The organism is Vibrio sp. EJY3 (assembly GCF_000241385.1).
Classification (GTDB): Bacteria; Pseudomonadota; Gammaproteobacteria; order Enterobacterales; family Vibrionaceae; genus Vibrio; species Vibrio natriegens.
In genome coordinates this window covers 27446-43176 of record NC_016613.1, presented here as the reverse complement: position 1 = coordinate 43176, position 15731 = coordinate 27446, and the positions used below count along the sequence as shown (strand labels likewise).

Here is a 15731-nt window from a genome sequence, read left to right as displayed (position 1 = left end):
TCGGTGGCCTTTTTTATTGCCTTGCGTTTGCCGTACCTATCTCGATTTTTTGCATTCTTACTAGCGACTTTCCCGTATCAATTACTTAAAATGAGCTCAAATCAAAAGGAGTTTTAACCACTATGTTTGATCCAAAGAAACTAGAGCAAATCGCTAAGCAGATTCATGACTCTATGCCAGCACCAGTGAAAGAGCTAGGTGCAGATGTTGATCAGAAAGTTCGCCAAGTGATTCAAGGTCAGCTTAACAAGCTTGATGTTGTTAGCCGTGAAGAGTTTGATGTTCAGACTCAGGTTCTGCTTCGTACTCGTCAGAAACTAACTGAGATGGAAGCAAAACTGGCAGAACTTGAAGCGAAACTGGCAGACAAATAAGCATCGTCTTCCGATAAGATTCAAAGGCTGACACTCAGGTGTCAGCCTTTTTTGTACTCCAACCAAACGAGCCATAAATAAAAAAGGCTTGGTCAACGGCGACCAAGCCTTTTGATTAGATGTTGTGTTTTTTATTTATTGACCCCAGTCTGCCTGGAGTTCTTTTACTGCGTTACTTTAGAGTATGTAAATTACGCAGTATTAAGATTTCATTTCTAGGAGAAGGCGCGGAGTTTACGATAGTAAATGAGCACCTTCGACACCGAAATGGAACCTTAAGGCCAGTAATTTAGCCGCCTACAGCGATACGCTTCATATCAGTCATGTAACCACGCAGCTCTTCACCAATGTACTCAACTGGGTGGTTGCGAAGCTTCTCGTTAACCGCGATAAGTGTTGCGTTATCAACTTGGTTTGAAGTCTCACCTAGGCCTTTACCGATAACATCAGTACCTACTGAAGGCATGAACTTCTCACGTAGTAGCGGCGTTGCTACGTTTGCGAATAGGTAGTTACCGTATTCTGCAGTGTCAGAGATTACTACGTTCATCTCGTATAGGCGCTTACGTGCAATTGTGTTTGCGATTAGCGGTAGTTCGTGTAGTGACTCGTAGTACGCTGACTCATCGATGATGCCTGATGCAGTCATTGCTTCAAACGCTAGCTCAACCCCTGCGCGAACCATCGCAATCATTAGAATACCGTTGTCGAAGTACTCTTGCTCAGAGATTTCAACGTCAGTTTCTGGGTAGTTTTCAAATGCTGTTTGACCAGTCTCTTCACGCCAGCCTAGTAGGTTCACGTCGTCGTTCGCCCAGTCAGCCATCATAGTGCTAGAGAAGTGACCAGAAATGATGTCATCCATATGCTTGTTGTAAAGCGGACGCATTAGATCTTTTAGCTCTTCAGAAAGCTCAAACGCTTTGATTTTCGCTGGGTTAGACAGACGGTCCATCATGTGCGTGATGCCACCGAATTTCAGTGCTTCTGTTACTGTTTCCCAACCGTACTGAAGTAGTTTACCTGCGTAACCTGGGTCGATACCTTCCGCAACCATCTTCTCGTAACATACGATAGAACCAGCTTGAAGCATGCCACATAGGATAGTTTGCTCACCCATTAGGTCAGATTTTACTTCTGCAACGAAAGATGACTCTAGACAACCTGCGCGGTGACCGCCAGTTGCTGCTGCCCATGCTTTCGCGATTTCCAGACCATCGCCTTTAGGGTCATTCTCTGGGTGAACCGCAATTAGAGTTGGAACACCGAAACCACGTTTGTATTCTTCACGAACCTCAGTACCAGGACACTTAGGTGCAACCATTACAACCGTTAGGTCTTTACGGATTTGCATGCCTTCTTCAACAACGTTGAAACCGTGTGAGTAACCTAGTGCAGCGCCTTCTTTCATTAGAGGCATTACTGTCTCAACAACGTTAGAGTGCTGCTTGTCTGGAGTTAGGTTAACAACTAGATCCGCTTGAGGGATTAGAGTCTCGTAGCTGCCTACTTCAAAACCGTTGTCTTTTGCATTTTTAAATGACTGACGTTGCTCGTCGATTGCAGCCTGACGAAGTGCGTATGACACATCCAGACCAGAATCACGCATGTTTAGACCTTGGTTCAGGCCTTGAGCACCACAACCTACGATGACAACCTTCTTACCTTTTAGGTAGTCTGCTTCTGAAGCAAACTCACTGCGGTCCATAAAACGACAACGACCTAGTTGGTCCAATTGCTCACGCAAGTTTAGAGTATTGAAATAGTTAGCCATTAGGGTGCTCCTTTAAGATTCTTCCGTAGAGGTCGGTATTAGTATTACCGAATGAGTTCATACTAGAACAGACATTTAATTGCTTAAAGTGATATATTCACAATTAGTAATTGCAAAAAGTGCAACACGGTAATTTCATGAATATAAAAACCATCCGACTTTTCCTTGATATCTGTGACAGCAAGAATTTTAGTAAGACAGCAGCCACTATGCACGTGAGTCCATCTGCTTTGAGTCGTCAGATTCAAAAATTAGAAGAAGAGATAGGCCACCCGCTTTTTGTCAGGGACAACCGGAGTGTGGAGTTAACGCCCGCTGGTGAAAAATTTCAGCCAGTAGCGATGAAGATGGTTCACGACTGGACACAATTCCAATCTCAAATAAATGTGCAAGACGATGTTCTTAAAGGTGAAGTTCGATTGTTCTGCTCCGTGACCGCCAGCTACAGCCACTTGCCTCAGCTGCTCAACTCGTTTCGCTTAAAGCACCCTTACATTGAATTCAAGCTTTTGACAGGCGACCCGGCTCAGGCCATCGATAAGATAATGAATGATGAGGCCGATATCGCCATTTCAGCCATGCCAGAGCACCTTTCATCTAAAGTGGAGTTCACCACCATCACTGAAATTCCACTTTCCGTAATAGCCCCCATAGGCATCAGTTCTTGGGTTGAAGAGCTACACAAAGAACATCCCGACTGGAATAAGATTCCTTTCATTGTGCCTGAATCCGGTACCGCTCGGGACCGAGCCAATGCCTGGTTTAAAAAAATGAAAATTAAACCGAATATCTACGCGCAAATTTCTGGTCATGAAGCCATTGTCAGTATGGTGGCGTTAGGTTGTGGTGTCGGAATCGCGCCAGATGTTGTGATTAATAACAGCCCTGTACGAGATAGCATTCAGCGTCTCTCGTTTGCACCAATCAAACCATTCCAGCTCGGTGTGTGTTGCAAACGATCGCAATTGGAAAACTCATTAGTCAAAGCGTTGTGGGAGTTAGCCGAGGGAAGCTTTATTGCTCAGTAGTCGCTCCAAATACCCTGGAGTTTATCTCTACAGTCACCGTCGAAAAAACCAAGCATTAAACCTCGACCGGCAGTACGACGATTGGCACCATGAGCGTTCTGTAAATATCCTAAAATGTTCACGTTGTATCCTCTTACTTTTTGATTCTAGAGAGAGGATACGTGATTGATAATTAAGGGGTGGTTGTGCGTAGATTAAGTTTTATTAATTTTATGAAGCATATTTTGAAAAGCGTAAATAACAAAAAAGCCCGCTATTGCTAGCGGGCTTTTTTGCAAATTTAAAGCCTGGCGATGTCCTACTCTCACATGGGGAAGCCCCACACTACCATCGGCGCTATTTCGTTTCACTTCTGAGTTCGGAATGGAAGTCAGGTGGGTCCAAAACGCTATGGTCGCCAAGCAAATTCTTTAATTCGGAAAGCTGTTTTTAATTCTCGTTTTTACACATTCAATGTTCTTACATTGAGTCCATCAAAACCCCTTGGGTGTTGTATGGTTAAGCCTCACGGGCAATTAGTACAGGTTAGCTCAACGCCTCACAACGCTTACACACCCTGCCTATCAACGTCGTAGTCTACGACAACCCTTTAGGATACTTAAAGTATCAGGGAGAACTCATCTCAAGGCTCGCTTCCCGCTTAGATGCTTTCAGCGGTTATCGATCCCGAACTTAGCTACCGGGCAATGCGTCTGGCGACACAACCCGAACACCAGAGGTTCGTCCACTCCGGTCCTCTCGTACTAGGAGCAGCCCCTTTCAATTCTCCAACGCCCACGGCAGATAGGGACCGAACTGTCTCACGACGTTCTAAACCCAGCTCGCGTACCACTTTAAATGGCGAACAGCCATACCCTTGGGACCGACTTCAGCCCCAGGATGTGATGAGCCGACATCGAGGTGCCAAACACCGCCGTCGATATGAACTCTTGGGCGGTATCAGCCTGTTATCCCCGGAGTACCTTTTATCCGTTGAGCGATGGCCCTTCCATTCAGAACCACCGGATCACTATGACCTGCTTTCGCACCTGCTCGAATTGTCATTCTCGCAGTCAAGCGGGCTTATGCCATTGCACTAACCTCACGATGTCCAACCGTGATTAGCCCACCTTCGTGCTCCTCCGTTACGCTTTGGGAGGAGACCGCCCCAGTCAAACTACCCACCAGGCACTGTCCGCAACCCCGATAAGGGGTCAACGTTAGAACATCAACACTACAAGGGTGGTATTTCAAGGACGGCTCCACAGATACTGGCGTACCTGTTTCAAAGCCTCCCACCTATCCTACACATGTAGGGTCAATGTTCAGTGCCAAGCTGTAGTAAAGGTTCACGGGGTCTTTCCGTCTAGCCGCGGGTACACTGCATCTTCACAGCGATTTCAATTTCACTGAGTCTCGGGTGGAGACAGCGTGGCCATCATTACGCCATTCGTGCAGGTCGGAACTTACCCGACAAGGAATTTCGCTACCTTAGGACCGTTATAGTTACGGCCGCCGTTTACCGGGGCTTCGATCAAGAGCTTCGACCGAAGTCTAACCCCATCAATTAACCTTCCGGCACCGGGCAGGCGTCACACCGTATACGTCATCTTACGATTTTGCACAGTGCTGTGTTTTTAATAAACAGTTGCAGCCACCTGGTATCTGCGACTCTCAATAGCTCCATCCGCAAGGGACTTCACCGTCGAGAGCGTACCTTCTCCCGAAGTTACGGTACCATTTTGCCTAGTTCCTTCACCCGAGTTCTCTCAAGCGCCTTGGTATTCTCTACCCGACCACCTGTGTCGGTTTGGGGTACGATTCCTTACAATCTGAAGCTTAGAGGCTTTTCCTGGAAGCATGGCATCAATGACTTCACTACCGTAGTAGCTCGACGTCGTGTCTCAGCCTTAAAGAGAGCCGGATTTACCTAACTCTCAAGCCTACGCACTTGAACCTGGACAACCGTCGCCAGGCCCACCTAGCCTTCTCCGTCCCCCCATCGCAATTGTAAGAAGTACGGGAATATTAACCCGTTTCCCATCGACTACGCCTTTCGGCCTCGCCTTAGGGGTCGACTTACCCTGCCCCGATTAACGTTGGACAGGAACCCTTGGTCTTCCGGCGAGGAGGTTTTTCACCCCCTTTATCGTTACTCATGTCAGCATTCGCACTTCTGATACGTCCAGCATGCGTTACCACACACCTTCAACCGCTTACAGAACGCTCCCCTACCCAATGCACAAAAGTGCATTGCCGCAGCTTCGGTTTACTACTTAGCCCCGTTACATCTTCCGCGCAGGCCGACTCGACCAGTGAGCTATTACGCTTTCTTTAAATGATGGCTGCTTCTAAGCCAACATCCTGGCTGTCTGAGCCTTCCCACATCGTTTCCCACTTAGTAGTAATTTGGGACCTTAGCTGGCGGTCTGGGTTGTTTCCCTCTCCACGACGGACGTTAGCACCCGCCGTGTGTCTCCCGGATAGTACTTACTGGTATTCGGAGTTTGCAAAGGGTTGGTAAGTCGGGATGACCCCCTAGCCTTAACAGTGCTCTACCCCCAGTAGTATTCGTCCGAGGCGCTACCTAAATAGCTTTCGGGGAGAACCAGCTATCTCCAGGTTTGATTGGCCTTTCACCCCTAGCCACAAGTCATCCGCTAATTTTTCAACATTAGTCGGTTCGGTCCTCCAGTTGATGTTACTCAACCTTCAACCTGCCCATGGCTAGATCACCTGGTTTCGGGTCTATATCCAGAGACTGAACGCCCAGTTAAGACTCGGTTTCCCTACGGCTCCCCTAGATGGTTAACCTTGCCACTGAATATAAGTCGCTGACCCATTATACAAAAGGTACGCAGTCACAGGACAAAGCCTGCTCCTACTGCTTGTACGTACACGGTTTCAGGTTCTATTTCACTCCCCTCACAGGGGTTCTTTTCGCCTTTCCCTCACGGTACTGGTTCACTATCGGTCAGTCAGTAGTATTTAGCCTTGGAGGATGGTCCCCCCATATTCAGACAGGATATCACGTGTCCCGCCCTACTCGATTTCACTGAATATGCGTCGTCAGTTACGGGGCTATCACCCTGTATCGCCAAGCTTTCCAGCTTGTTCACCTAACGCTTATAAAGCTTAAGGGCTAGTCCAATTTCGCTCGCCGCTACTTTCGGAATCTCGGTTGATTTCTTTTCCTCGGGGTACTTAGATGTTTCAGTTCCCCCGGTTCGCCTCCTGTTGCTATGTATTCACAACAGGATACTTACTTATGTAAGTGGGTTTCCCCATTCGGAAATCCCAGACTCAAGTGGCTTTTACTGCCTAATCTGGGCTTATCGCAAGTTAATACGTCCTTCATCGCCTCTGACTGCCAAGGCATCCACCGTGTACGCTTAGTCACTTAACCATACAACCCGAAGGAGTTTCGAATTGATGTTAAACAACCAAAGTTGTCTCTCATTATTTGAATGAGCGAGAGACATTAGTTTGTTTCCGCTTTAAAAAGCAGAGCCAAACTACGATTTTGCCGGACTCAAATTCCAAGAACACTTGAATGTGTTTTTAGTTGTATTCAAATACATGAATACTTTGAGAACTTTACAAATAATCTTAAAGATTATTTTGTCAGCTTTCCAAATTGTTAAAGAGCTATGTTTCTTCACAAGGAAGTACATTTTCTAAAGACTTTCAGAGTCAAAAATACCAACCAGTATCAATTGCTTGCTCTGGTTTGGATGTTTTATTCCAAAAATGCTTAGAGAATGGTGGGCGATACCGGGCTCGAACCAGTGACCCCCTGCTTGTAAGGCAGGTGCTCTCCCAACTGAGCTAATCGCCCACATAAGTTTTAATTCTTCGTGGAGAAGAATGGTGGGTCGTGCAGGATTCGAACCTGCGACCAATTGATTAAAAGTCAACTGCTCTACCAACTGAGCTAACGACCCAATGGTATCCCGTAGGGGAGTCGAACCCCTGTTACCGCCGTGAAAGGGCGGTGTCCTAGGCCTCTAGACGAACGGGACACTAAGTTGAACATCTTGGGGGATGTTCTATCTCTTAAACTTCATAAACCATATCAATCTGTGTGGACACTCATCGTGAATAATCATCGTATAAGGAGGTGATCCAGCGCCAGGTTCCCCTAGCGCTACCTTGTTACGACTTCACCCCAGTCATGAACCACAAAGTGGTAAGCGTCCCCCCGAAGGTTAAACTACCTACTTCTTTTGCAGCCCACTCCCATGGTGTGACGGGCGGTGTGTACAAGGCCCGGGAACGTATTCACCGTGGCATTCTGATCCACGATTACTAGCGATTCCGACTTCATGGAGTCGAGTTGCAGACTCCAATCCGGACTACGACGCACTTTTTGGGATTCGCTCACTTTCGCAAGTTGGCCGCCCTCTGTATGCGCCATTGTAGCACGTGTGTAGCCCTACTCGTAAGGGCCATGATGACTTGACGTCGTCCCCACCTTCCTCCGGTTTATCACCGGCAGTCTCCCTGGAGTTCCCGACATTACTCGCTGGCAAACAAGGATAAGGGTTGCGCTCGTTGCGGGACTTAACCCAACATTTCACAACACGAGCTGACGACAGCCATGCAGCACCTGTCTCAGAGTTCCCGAAGGCACCAATCCATCTCTGGAAAGTTCTCTGGATGTCAAGAGTAGGTAAGGTTCTTCGCGTTGCATCGAATTAAACCACATGCTCCACCGCTTGTGCGGGCCCCCGTCAATTCATTTGAGTTTTAATCTTGCGACCGTACTCCCCAGGCGGTCTACTTAACGCGTTAGCTCCGAAAGCCACGGCTCAAGGCCACAACCTCCAAGTAGACATCGTTTACGGCGTGGACTACCAGGGTATCTAATCCTGTTTGCTCCCCACGCTTTCGCATCTGAGTGTCAGTATCTGTCCAGGGGGCCGCCTTCGCCACCGGTATTCCTTCAGATCTCTACGCATTTCACCGCTACACCTGAAATTCTACCCCCCTCTACAGTACTCTAGTCTGCCAGTTTCAAATGCTATTCCGAGGTTGAGCCCCGGGCTTTCACATCTGACTTAACAAACCACCTGCATGCGCTTTACGCCCAGTAATTCCGATTAACGCTCGCACCCTCCGTATTACCGCGGCTGCTGGCACGGAGTTAGCCGGTGCTTCTTCTGTCGCTAACGTCAAATCTATACGCTATTAACGCATAAACCTTCCTCACGACTGAAAGTGCTTTACAACCCGAAGGCCTTCTTCACACACGCGGCATGGCTGCATCAGGCTTGCGCCCATTGTGCAATATTCCCCACTGCTGCCTCCCGTAGGAGTCTGGACCGTGTCTCAGTTCCAGTGTGGCTGATCATCCTCTCAGACCAGCTAGGGATCGTCGCCTTGGTGAGCCCTTACCTCACCAACTAGCTAATCCCACCTAGGCATATCCTGACGCGAGAGGCCCGAAGGTCCCCCTCTTTGGCCCGTAGGCATCATGCGGTATTAGCCATCGTTTCCAATGGTTATCCCCCACATCAGGGCAATTTCCTAGGCATTACTCACCCGTCCGCCGCTCGACGCCGTTAACGTCCCCCGAAGGTTCAGTTAACTCGTTTCCGCTCGACTTGCATGTGTTAGGCCTGCCGCCAGCGTTCAATCTGAGCCATGATCAAACTCTTCAATTTAAGATTTTGTTCGGCTCAATGAATACTGAACATTACATAAAGTAATGTTTGAATTGACTGTGCTGAATCCGAAGATTCAATGGTCACTTCGTATCATTGAAACCTAATTTGATACCGAGGTATCTAATTGGATTATCATCAACGAGTGCCCACACAGATTGATAGGTCTATATTGTTAAAGAGCTTTCCTATTGAGCTTCGCTCAAATCGGACGGCCATTTTAGCGAGTTAAAGTTTAGTGTCAATCACTTTTTTCAAACTTTTTTCAAGCGTTTCCGCTTGGCTAATTTGGCTTGCTAACCCTGGCTCGTTTCTTTCGAAGCGTTGCCGTGTCAGCGAGGTGGCATTATAGAGATTGCGATCACATTGGCAAGCCCTTTTTGAGGTTTTTTTTGAATTTTCTATCATTCGAATGAAATAGCATCAAAAACACTTAAAAGAGCACGTTATTTCTACAGTTCTTTGAATTTATCCGTGAAAAGAGTCACTTTTTCCCAGTTGGTGTATTCCACCTCTTTCGTTGTATCCGTTTCTCCACCCGTCATCGACATGATGAACTTAATCATCATTTTGTCGAACCATCCGTAGCGCGGATAATAAAGAGCGCCAGCAAACACGCCTATTAACTCTGGTTTCCAAGGTGATTTCATCAAGAACTTACGAATATACGCACTGCCTTCTGGCGTATCTTTACCTTGGTCTTCTTTACGTGCCGTTAGGTTCACACAGAAGAAAGCGACTTTATGCTTTTCCAGTTGAGTAAGGTGGCGTTCAATAAATTGGTACAACTTCTTATTCAAATGCCCATAACGAATAGAAGCCCCAACCAGCACTTTGTCATAAGGTTCGAAATCAATAGTGTCTACATTATGTAGATCCACTAAATCACAATCGAAGTCCGTTAGCTTCTCATCTATATAGTGGAAGATTTTTTTTGTTTGCCCTTCACGAGAAGAGTATAAGAACAATGCTTTTGCCACGATATCCCCTTAGCTACGCCAAAACGTTGGCGTGAGTAGAATGAGTAAGGTAAAGATTTCTAGACGACCAAACAACATGGACACGATCAGAACCCATTTTGCTTTGTCATTTACATCACCAAAATGAAGCGCCACTTCTCCAAGGCCCGGACCAAGGTTATTCAAGGTGGCGGCAACGGCAGAGAATGCACTCAGTTCATCCATTCCGGTCGCGATCAGCCCCAACATACACACAACAAACACCAACGCATACGCAGAGAAGAATCCCCAAACGGCATCAACGACTCGTTGTGGTAGTGCGCTACCACCAACTTTAATGGTGTAGACCGCGCGAGGGTGAACCAGACGCTTCAGCTCACGAGCACCTTGTAAGGTAAGTAGCAATATGCGAATTACTTTCATACCACCACCTGTCGAGCCAGCACATCCACCAATAAAAGATGAGAACAGCAGCAAGACGGGTAAGAACAATGGCCAATCCGCAAAGCCTGTTGTCGTAAAACCAGCCGTGGTTGAAATAGAGACTGTTTGGAAAAGCGCTTGGTCGAAAGCATCGTACGTGGACGTGTATGAGTGGTGCTTCAGTAGTAATAAGAAGCAAACAACAAACAGTATCACCTGTATAAAGATGAATGCGCGAAACTCGGGATCTTTCCAATAGTATTTAGGATGTACCCCGCCGGACGAGAATGCCGCAAAGTGCAAAGTAAAGTTACACGCTGAGATCAGGAGAAATACGACGGTAATAAGGTTGATTGCGTAACTGTCGAAATACCCCATGCTTGCGTCATGCGTTGAGAAACCGCCAATCGCGATGGTAGAGAAACTGTGGCTGATGGCGTCAAACGGTGTCATCCCTGCCAACCAAAATGCTGTCGCACATGCAATCGTCAGGCTCAAGTAGATATACCAAAGCGCTTTGGCTGTCTCAGCAATACGCGGCGTCATTTTGGTGTCTTTTACCGGCCCCGGGATTTCAGCACGATACAACTGCATGCCACCGATACCTAACACAGGCAAAATGGCCACCGCTAATACGATGATCCCCATCCCGCCAAACCACTGAAGTAGCTGACGATAGAACAAGATTGCTTTGGGTAATTCATCCAGACCAACAATCACCGTCGCACCGGTGGTCGTCAAAGCGGAAAATGACTCAAAAAAAGCGTCCGTTACCGATATATTAGGATTATCAGCGATCAAAAAAGGTATGGAGCCCGCACTGCCCAATACGGTCCAGAATAAGACTACGATAAGGAATCCGTCACGCGCTTTTAGCTCATGCTTATGCCTACGGTTCGGAAACCAGCACACCGCCCCGCAAAACAGCAGAACAAAAAAGGTCGTGACAAAAGGCACACCAGCACCATCTCGGTAAGTCAGCGCGACAAGCGCAGGCGCGAGCATTGTGACACTAAAAAGCGCGAGCAATAGCCCGACGATACGAATAATTGAACGAAATTGCATGGATTGATTGACTAGCGAAGCTGTCCCTGTCGCTTACTGTTTTTCATTATTTTCCGTCTAGTGGGGTAACAATTGCCTTCGCCCCACTTTTATTAATGATAGCTTGGGTAAATCCGCTCACTTCACGAAGCTCAATTTCTACCACCAGCACGACCTGATCGCTGTATTCAGCATCAACTTCAACCGCCCCAAACTGAGGCATAATAGACTGTGCGATAGGCATAAACCCATAGTCTAACGCTAGTCTGAGCTTTGTGGTTATTTTTTTCTCAATAGTTTGAAGCTGCCTGAGTGCTTGTTGTACACCACCACCATAGGCCTTCACTAAACCACCCGTCCCTAATTTGATGCCGCCTGAGTAACGGGTGACAACCGCCGTAATTTCTCCAACCCCTGAACCAGAGAGCTGCGCGAGAATAGGCTTACCTGCCGTTCCAGACGGTTCGCCATCGTCACTGAAGCCCCACTTCATCGAGTCTTCTGGTCTTCCGGCGACAAATCCCCAGCAATTATGCCTCGCATCCGCGTGTTTTGTTTTTACTTGCTCTACAAACGCTTTCGCAGCATCGACACTTGGCGTATGGGCAAGATAAGTAATAAACACACTCTTTTTGATCTCTTCTTCAAATTGAGTCGGTTGTGCAGGAATCAAATAAGGCTGGTCATTCATAGAATTAGGTCGCTTGTCTCTTTGCCTGAAGTCTACCACGAGTGCGATTTACAAGTCGCATAAGATCTGGCTCAGCGCACAATGTTAAACACTTGTTTGAAAAATGTATTGAAATTAAACATCCACCGATCAAAACTAACATCAATGGTCAAGCCAGAATTAGAATAAAACACTTCCTCGATACCTATTTATCCGAAGCTATTTATACGAGGAAGGGCACCATTTTAATAGGTATACAGACAATCCCAGATTGTATGTCATGGAGATAGACAATGATTTACCAAGCCGAAACCCTACAGGTAAAGGAAATACAGGATGGCATTGCAGAGCTGAGTTTCTGCTCGCCAAAATCCGTAAATAAACTCGATTTAGCGACACTAGAGTCACTAGACAAAGCCCTTGATGCACTTATCGCACACCAAGGTCTGAAAGGCGTAATGCTGACTTCAGATAAAGATGCGTTCATTGTAGGTGCAGACATTACTGAATTCTTAGGCCTGTTTGCTAAGACTGATGAAGAACTGGATCAGTGGCTACAATTCGCCAACAGCATCTTCAACAAACTTGAAGACCTTCCAGTCCCAACCATCTCAGTCATCAAGGGCCACGCTCTTGGTGGTGGCTGCGAGTGTGTATTGGCAACAGACATGCGCATCGGTGACAAAACCACCAGCATCGGTCTACCAGAAACGAAACTTGGCATCATGCCAGGCTTTGGTGGTTGTGTACGTCTACCTCGTGTTATCGGTGCTGATAACGCGATGGAAATCATTACACAAGGTAAAGCGCTCCGTGCTGATGAAGCACTAAAACTTGGCCTGTTAGATGCGGTTGTCGATTCAGACTCTCTGCATGCATCCGCTCTGCAAACACTGACGTCTGCAATCAACGAAAAACTTGATTGGCAAGCTCGCCGCAAACAAAAAACATCACCACTAACGCTAAGCAAGCTAGAGTCGATGATGAGCTTCACCATGGCAAAAGGCCTGGTGGCGCAAAAAGCGGGCCCACACTACCCGGCACCAATCACATCAGTCCTTACTATTGAAGAAGGCGCTCGATTTGCACGTAATGAAGCGCTGGATGTTGAACGTAAGCACTTCGTTAAACTGGCAAAATCAGAAGAAGCGAAATCACTGGTTGGTCTGTTCCTTAGCGATCAGTACATTAAAGGCATCGCTAAAAAAGCGGCAAAATCAGCAAACAAAGACACTAAACGTGCTGCTGTACTTGGCGCAGGTATCATGGGTGGCGGTATCGCTTACCAATCTGCACTGAAAGGTGTGCCTGTACTGATGAAAGACATCGCTCAGGCATCTCTAGATTTGGGCATGAACGAAGCGTCGAAACTGCTGAATAAGCGTCTTGCTACGGGTCGTCTTGACGGCTTCAAGATGGCGGGCATCCTCGCGTCTATTACTCCAAGCTTGCACTACGCTGGCATCGAAAACTCAGATGTGATTGTCGAAGCCGTGGTTGAGAATCCGAAAGTAAAAGCTGCGGTACTTAGCGAAGTCGAGCAAAACGTGGGCGAAGATACGGTTATTACGTCTAACACATCGACCATTCCAATCAACGTTCTGGCTCAGTCACTACAACGCCCAGAAAACTTCTGTGGTATGCATTTCTTTAACCCTGTGCATCGCATGCCATTGGTTGAGATCATCCGCGGTGAAAAAACGTCAGATGAAACCATCAACCGTGTTGTGGCTTACGCAGCGAAAATGGGTAAATCACCAATCGTCGTTAATGACTGCCCTGGTTTCTTCGTAAACCGCGTACTGTTCCCGTACTTTGGTGGTTTCAGCATGCTGCTTCGTGACGGCGCTGACTTCACTCAAATCGACAAAATCATGGAACGCAAGTTTGGTTGGCCAATGGGTCCAGCATACTTGCTTGACGTTGTAGGTATCGATACCGCTCACCACGCACAAGCCGTCATGGCTGAAGGCTTCCCAGAGCGTATGGGCAAGCAAGGTCGCGATGCGATTGATACTTTGTTTGAAGCCAACAAGTTTGGCCAGAAAAATGGCAGCGGTTTCTACAGCTATTCAGTTGATAAGAAAGGTAAACCGAAGAAGACCTTCTCTGAAGAAATCTTGCCACTGTTAGCTGACGTATGTGCAGATAAACGTGACTTCGACGAGCAAACCATCATCCAACGAATGATGATTCCTATGATCAACGAAGTGGTGCTGTGTCTACAGGAAGGCATTATCGCGACACCACAAGAAGCGGACATGGCTCTGGTTTACGGTCTGGGCTTCCCTCCATTCCGCGGCGGTGTATTCCGCTACCTAGACAGCGTTGGTATTGCTGAGTACATCGAAACAGCAAAACAACACGCTGAACTAGGCGCGATGTACCAAGTACCGCAAATGCTGATTGATATGGCAGCCAAAGGAGAGACCTTCTACGGCGCACAACAGCAAGGCTCTATCTAAGGAGGGATTCCCAAAATGACTAATCAAACAAGAAATGTTGTCGTAGTAGATTGTCTACGTACCCCAATGGGTCGCTCTAAAGGTGGCGCTTTCCGTAATACTCGTGCTGAAGACCTATCTGCACAACTGATGAAAGGCATTCTGGCGCGTAACCCGCAAGTAAACCCAAGTGAGATCGAAGACATCTACTGGGGCTGTGTACAACAAACGCTGGAACAAGGCTTTAACGTTGCACGTAACGCAGCGCTGCTGGCTGGTCTGCCAATTGAAATTAGCGCGGTTACCGTAAACCGTTTGTGTGGTTCATCCATGCAGGCTTTGCATGACGGTACACGCGCAATTATGACTGGCGATGCCGAGATTTGCCTGATCGGTGGTGTTGAACACATGGGTCACGTACCAATGAACCACGGTGTAGACTTCCACCCGGGTATGGCGAAGAACGTAGCAAAAGCCGCAGGCATGATGGGTTTAACGGCCGAAATGCTGGGTAAACTGCACGGTATTAGCCGCGAGCAACAAGATGAGTTTGCCGCGCGCTCTCATGCACGTGCTCATGCAGCAACGGTAGAAGGTCGCTTTAAGAACGAAATCCTGCCAATCGAAGGTCACGCGGCAGACGGCACACTATTTACTCTGGATTACGATGAAGTTATCCGTCCAGAAACATCGGTAGAAGGCCTGTCTCAGCTTCGTCCGGTATTCGACCCGACAAATGGTACCGTTACGGCAGGTACCTCCTCTGCACTATCAGATGGTGCTTCAGCAATGCTGATCATGAGTGAAGAAAAAGCCAACGAGCTTGGTCTGAAGATTCGCGCGCGTATCAAGGGCATGGCGGTTGCAGGCTGCGATCCGTCAATCATGGGTTACGGTCCGGTACCAGCAACACAAAAAGCGCTAAAACGTGCAGGTCTGTCTATCGAAGATATGGACGTAGTCGAGCTAAATGAAGCGTTCGCAGCACAGTCACTACCATGTGCTAAAGACCTGGGTCTGCTTGATGTGATGGACGAAAAAGTAAACCTGAATGGCGGCGCTATCGCTCTGGGCCACCCACTAGGCTGTTCTGGCTCTCGTATATCTACGACGCTGATCAACCTAATGGAAGCAAAAGACGCGAAATACGGCCTTGCGACCATGTGTATCGGTCTTGGTCAGGGTATCGCGACTGTATTTGAAAGACCTTAGGTCTTTGAACGACAGAGTGATCCACTCAGCATCCTGATGAAATGCACCGATGCTAAAGTCATTTAGTATTAGACTTAAGGGCGACATGTTGTGTCGCCCTTTATTTTTAAGTTTTTATCAGACATATATGCGCTAAACGCATAGATTAAATGATGAAC

Annotated in this window: 8 protein-coding genes, 3 tRNA genes and 3 rRNA genes; 4 read left to right on the top strand and 10 right to left on the bottom strand. The window is 47.5% G+C overall.

What is annotated here, in order from left to right; translation table 11 throughout:
• Window positions 1-122: 122 nt before the first annotated feature.
• Window positions 123-374, top strand: coding sequence for an accessory factor UbiK family protein (locus VEJY3_RS00190; RefSeq protein WP_014230445.1), 252 nt, complete (start codon window positions 123-125; stop codon window positions 372-374).
• Window positions 375-663: 289 nt separating this feature from the next.
• On the opposite strand, the gene ilvC is transcribed toward VEJY3_RS00190, so the two are convergent.
• Entirely contained in the window at window positions 664-2148 is a 1485-nt protein-coding gene (gene ilvC / locus VEJY3_RS00185; RefSeq protein WP_014230444.1) for a ketol-acid reductoisomerase, read from the bottom strand.
• Window positions 2149-2285: 137 nt separating this feature from the next.
• Here ilvC and ilvY point away from each other — a divergent pair, with 137 nt between their 5' ends.
• Complete coding sequence (ilvY, locus tag VEJY3_RS00180; RefSeq protein WP_014230443.1) at window positions 2286-3176, top strand: HTH-type transcriptional activator IlvY; 891 nt, start codon at window positions 2286-2288, stop codon at window positions 3174-3176.
• A 285-nt stretch (window positions 3177-3461) separates the two neighbouring features.
• Here ilvY and rrf read toward each other — a convergent pair.
• From rrf to VEJY3_RS00135, 9 genes are all read right to left on the bottom strand, one after another.
• A 5S ribosomal RNA gene (gene rrf, locus VEJY3_RS00175) occupies window positions 3462-3578 on the bottom strand.
• A 92-nt stretch (window positions 3579-3670) separates the two neighbouring features.
• Window positions 3671-6561, bottom strand: a 23S ribosomal RNA gene (locus VEJY3_RS00170).
• A gap of 356 nt (window positions 6562-6917) precedes the next feature.
• Window positions 6918-6993, bottom strand: a tRNA-Val gene (locus VEJY3_RS00165).
• Window positions 6994-7023: 30 nt separating this feature from the next.
• A tRNA-Lys gene (locus VEJY3_RS00160) sits at window positions 7024-7099 on the bottom strand.
• 2 nt (window positions 7100-7101) lie between these two features.
• A tRNA-Glu gene (locus VEJY3_RS00155) sits at window positions 7102-7177 on the bottom strand.
• Between the two features lie 91 nt (window positions 7178-7268).
• Window positions 7269-8821 (bottom strand): 16S ribosomal RNA (locus VEJY3_RS00150).
• The 16S, 23S and 5S rRNA genes sit together here with 3 tRNA genes alongside, the layout of an rRNA operon.
• Before the next feature lie 452 nt (window positions 8822-9273).
• On the bottom strand, window positions 9274-9801 hold the full coding sequence (hemG, locus tag VEJY3_RS00145) for a menaquinone-dependent protoporphyrinogen IX dehydrogenase (RefSeq protein WP_014230442.1): 528 nt from the start codon (window positions 9799-9801) through the stop codon (window positions 9274-9276).
• A gap of 9 nt (window positions 9802-9810) precedes the next feature.
• Window positions 9811-11268, bottom strand: a complete 1458-nt coding sequence (locus VEJY3_RS00140; RefSeq protein ID WP_014230441.1) for a TrkH family potassium uptake protein — start codon at window positions 11266-11268, stop codon at window positions 9811-9813.
• 46 nt (window positions 11269-11314) lie between these two features.
• Window positions 11315-11938 carry a YigZ family protein gene (locus VEJY3_RS00135; RefSeq protein ID WP_014230440.1) on the bottom strand — a complete coding sequence of 208 codons (624 nt, stop codon included), beginning with the start codon at window positions 11936-11938 and terminating at the stop codon, window positions 11315-11317.
• 272 nt (window positions 11939-12210) lie between these two features.
• On the opposite strand from VEJY3_RS00135, the gene fadB reads away from it, so the two are divergent.
• Both fadB and fadA read left to right on the top strand, forming a co-directional pair.
• Entirely contained in the window at window positions 12211-14382 is a 2172-nt protein-coding gene (fadB, locus tag VEJY3_RS00130) for a fatty acid oxidation complex subunit alpha FadB (protein ID WP_014230439.1), read from the top strand.
• 15 nt (window positions 14383-14397) lie between these two features.
• Window positions 14398-15573: an acetyl-CoA C-acyltransferase FadA gene (gene fadA, locus VEJY3_RS00125; RefSeq protein ID WP_014230438.1), complete on the top strand. Its 1176-nt coding sequence runs from the start codon at window positions 14398-14400 to the stop codon at window positions 15571-15573.
• Window positions 15574-15731: the final 158 nt, after the last annotated feature.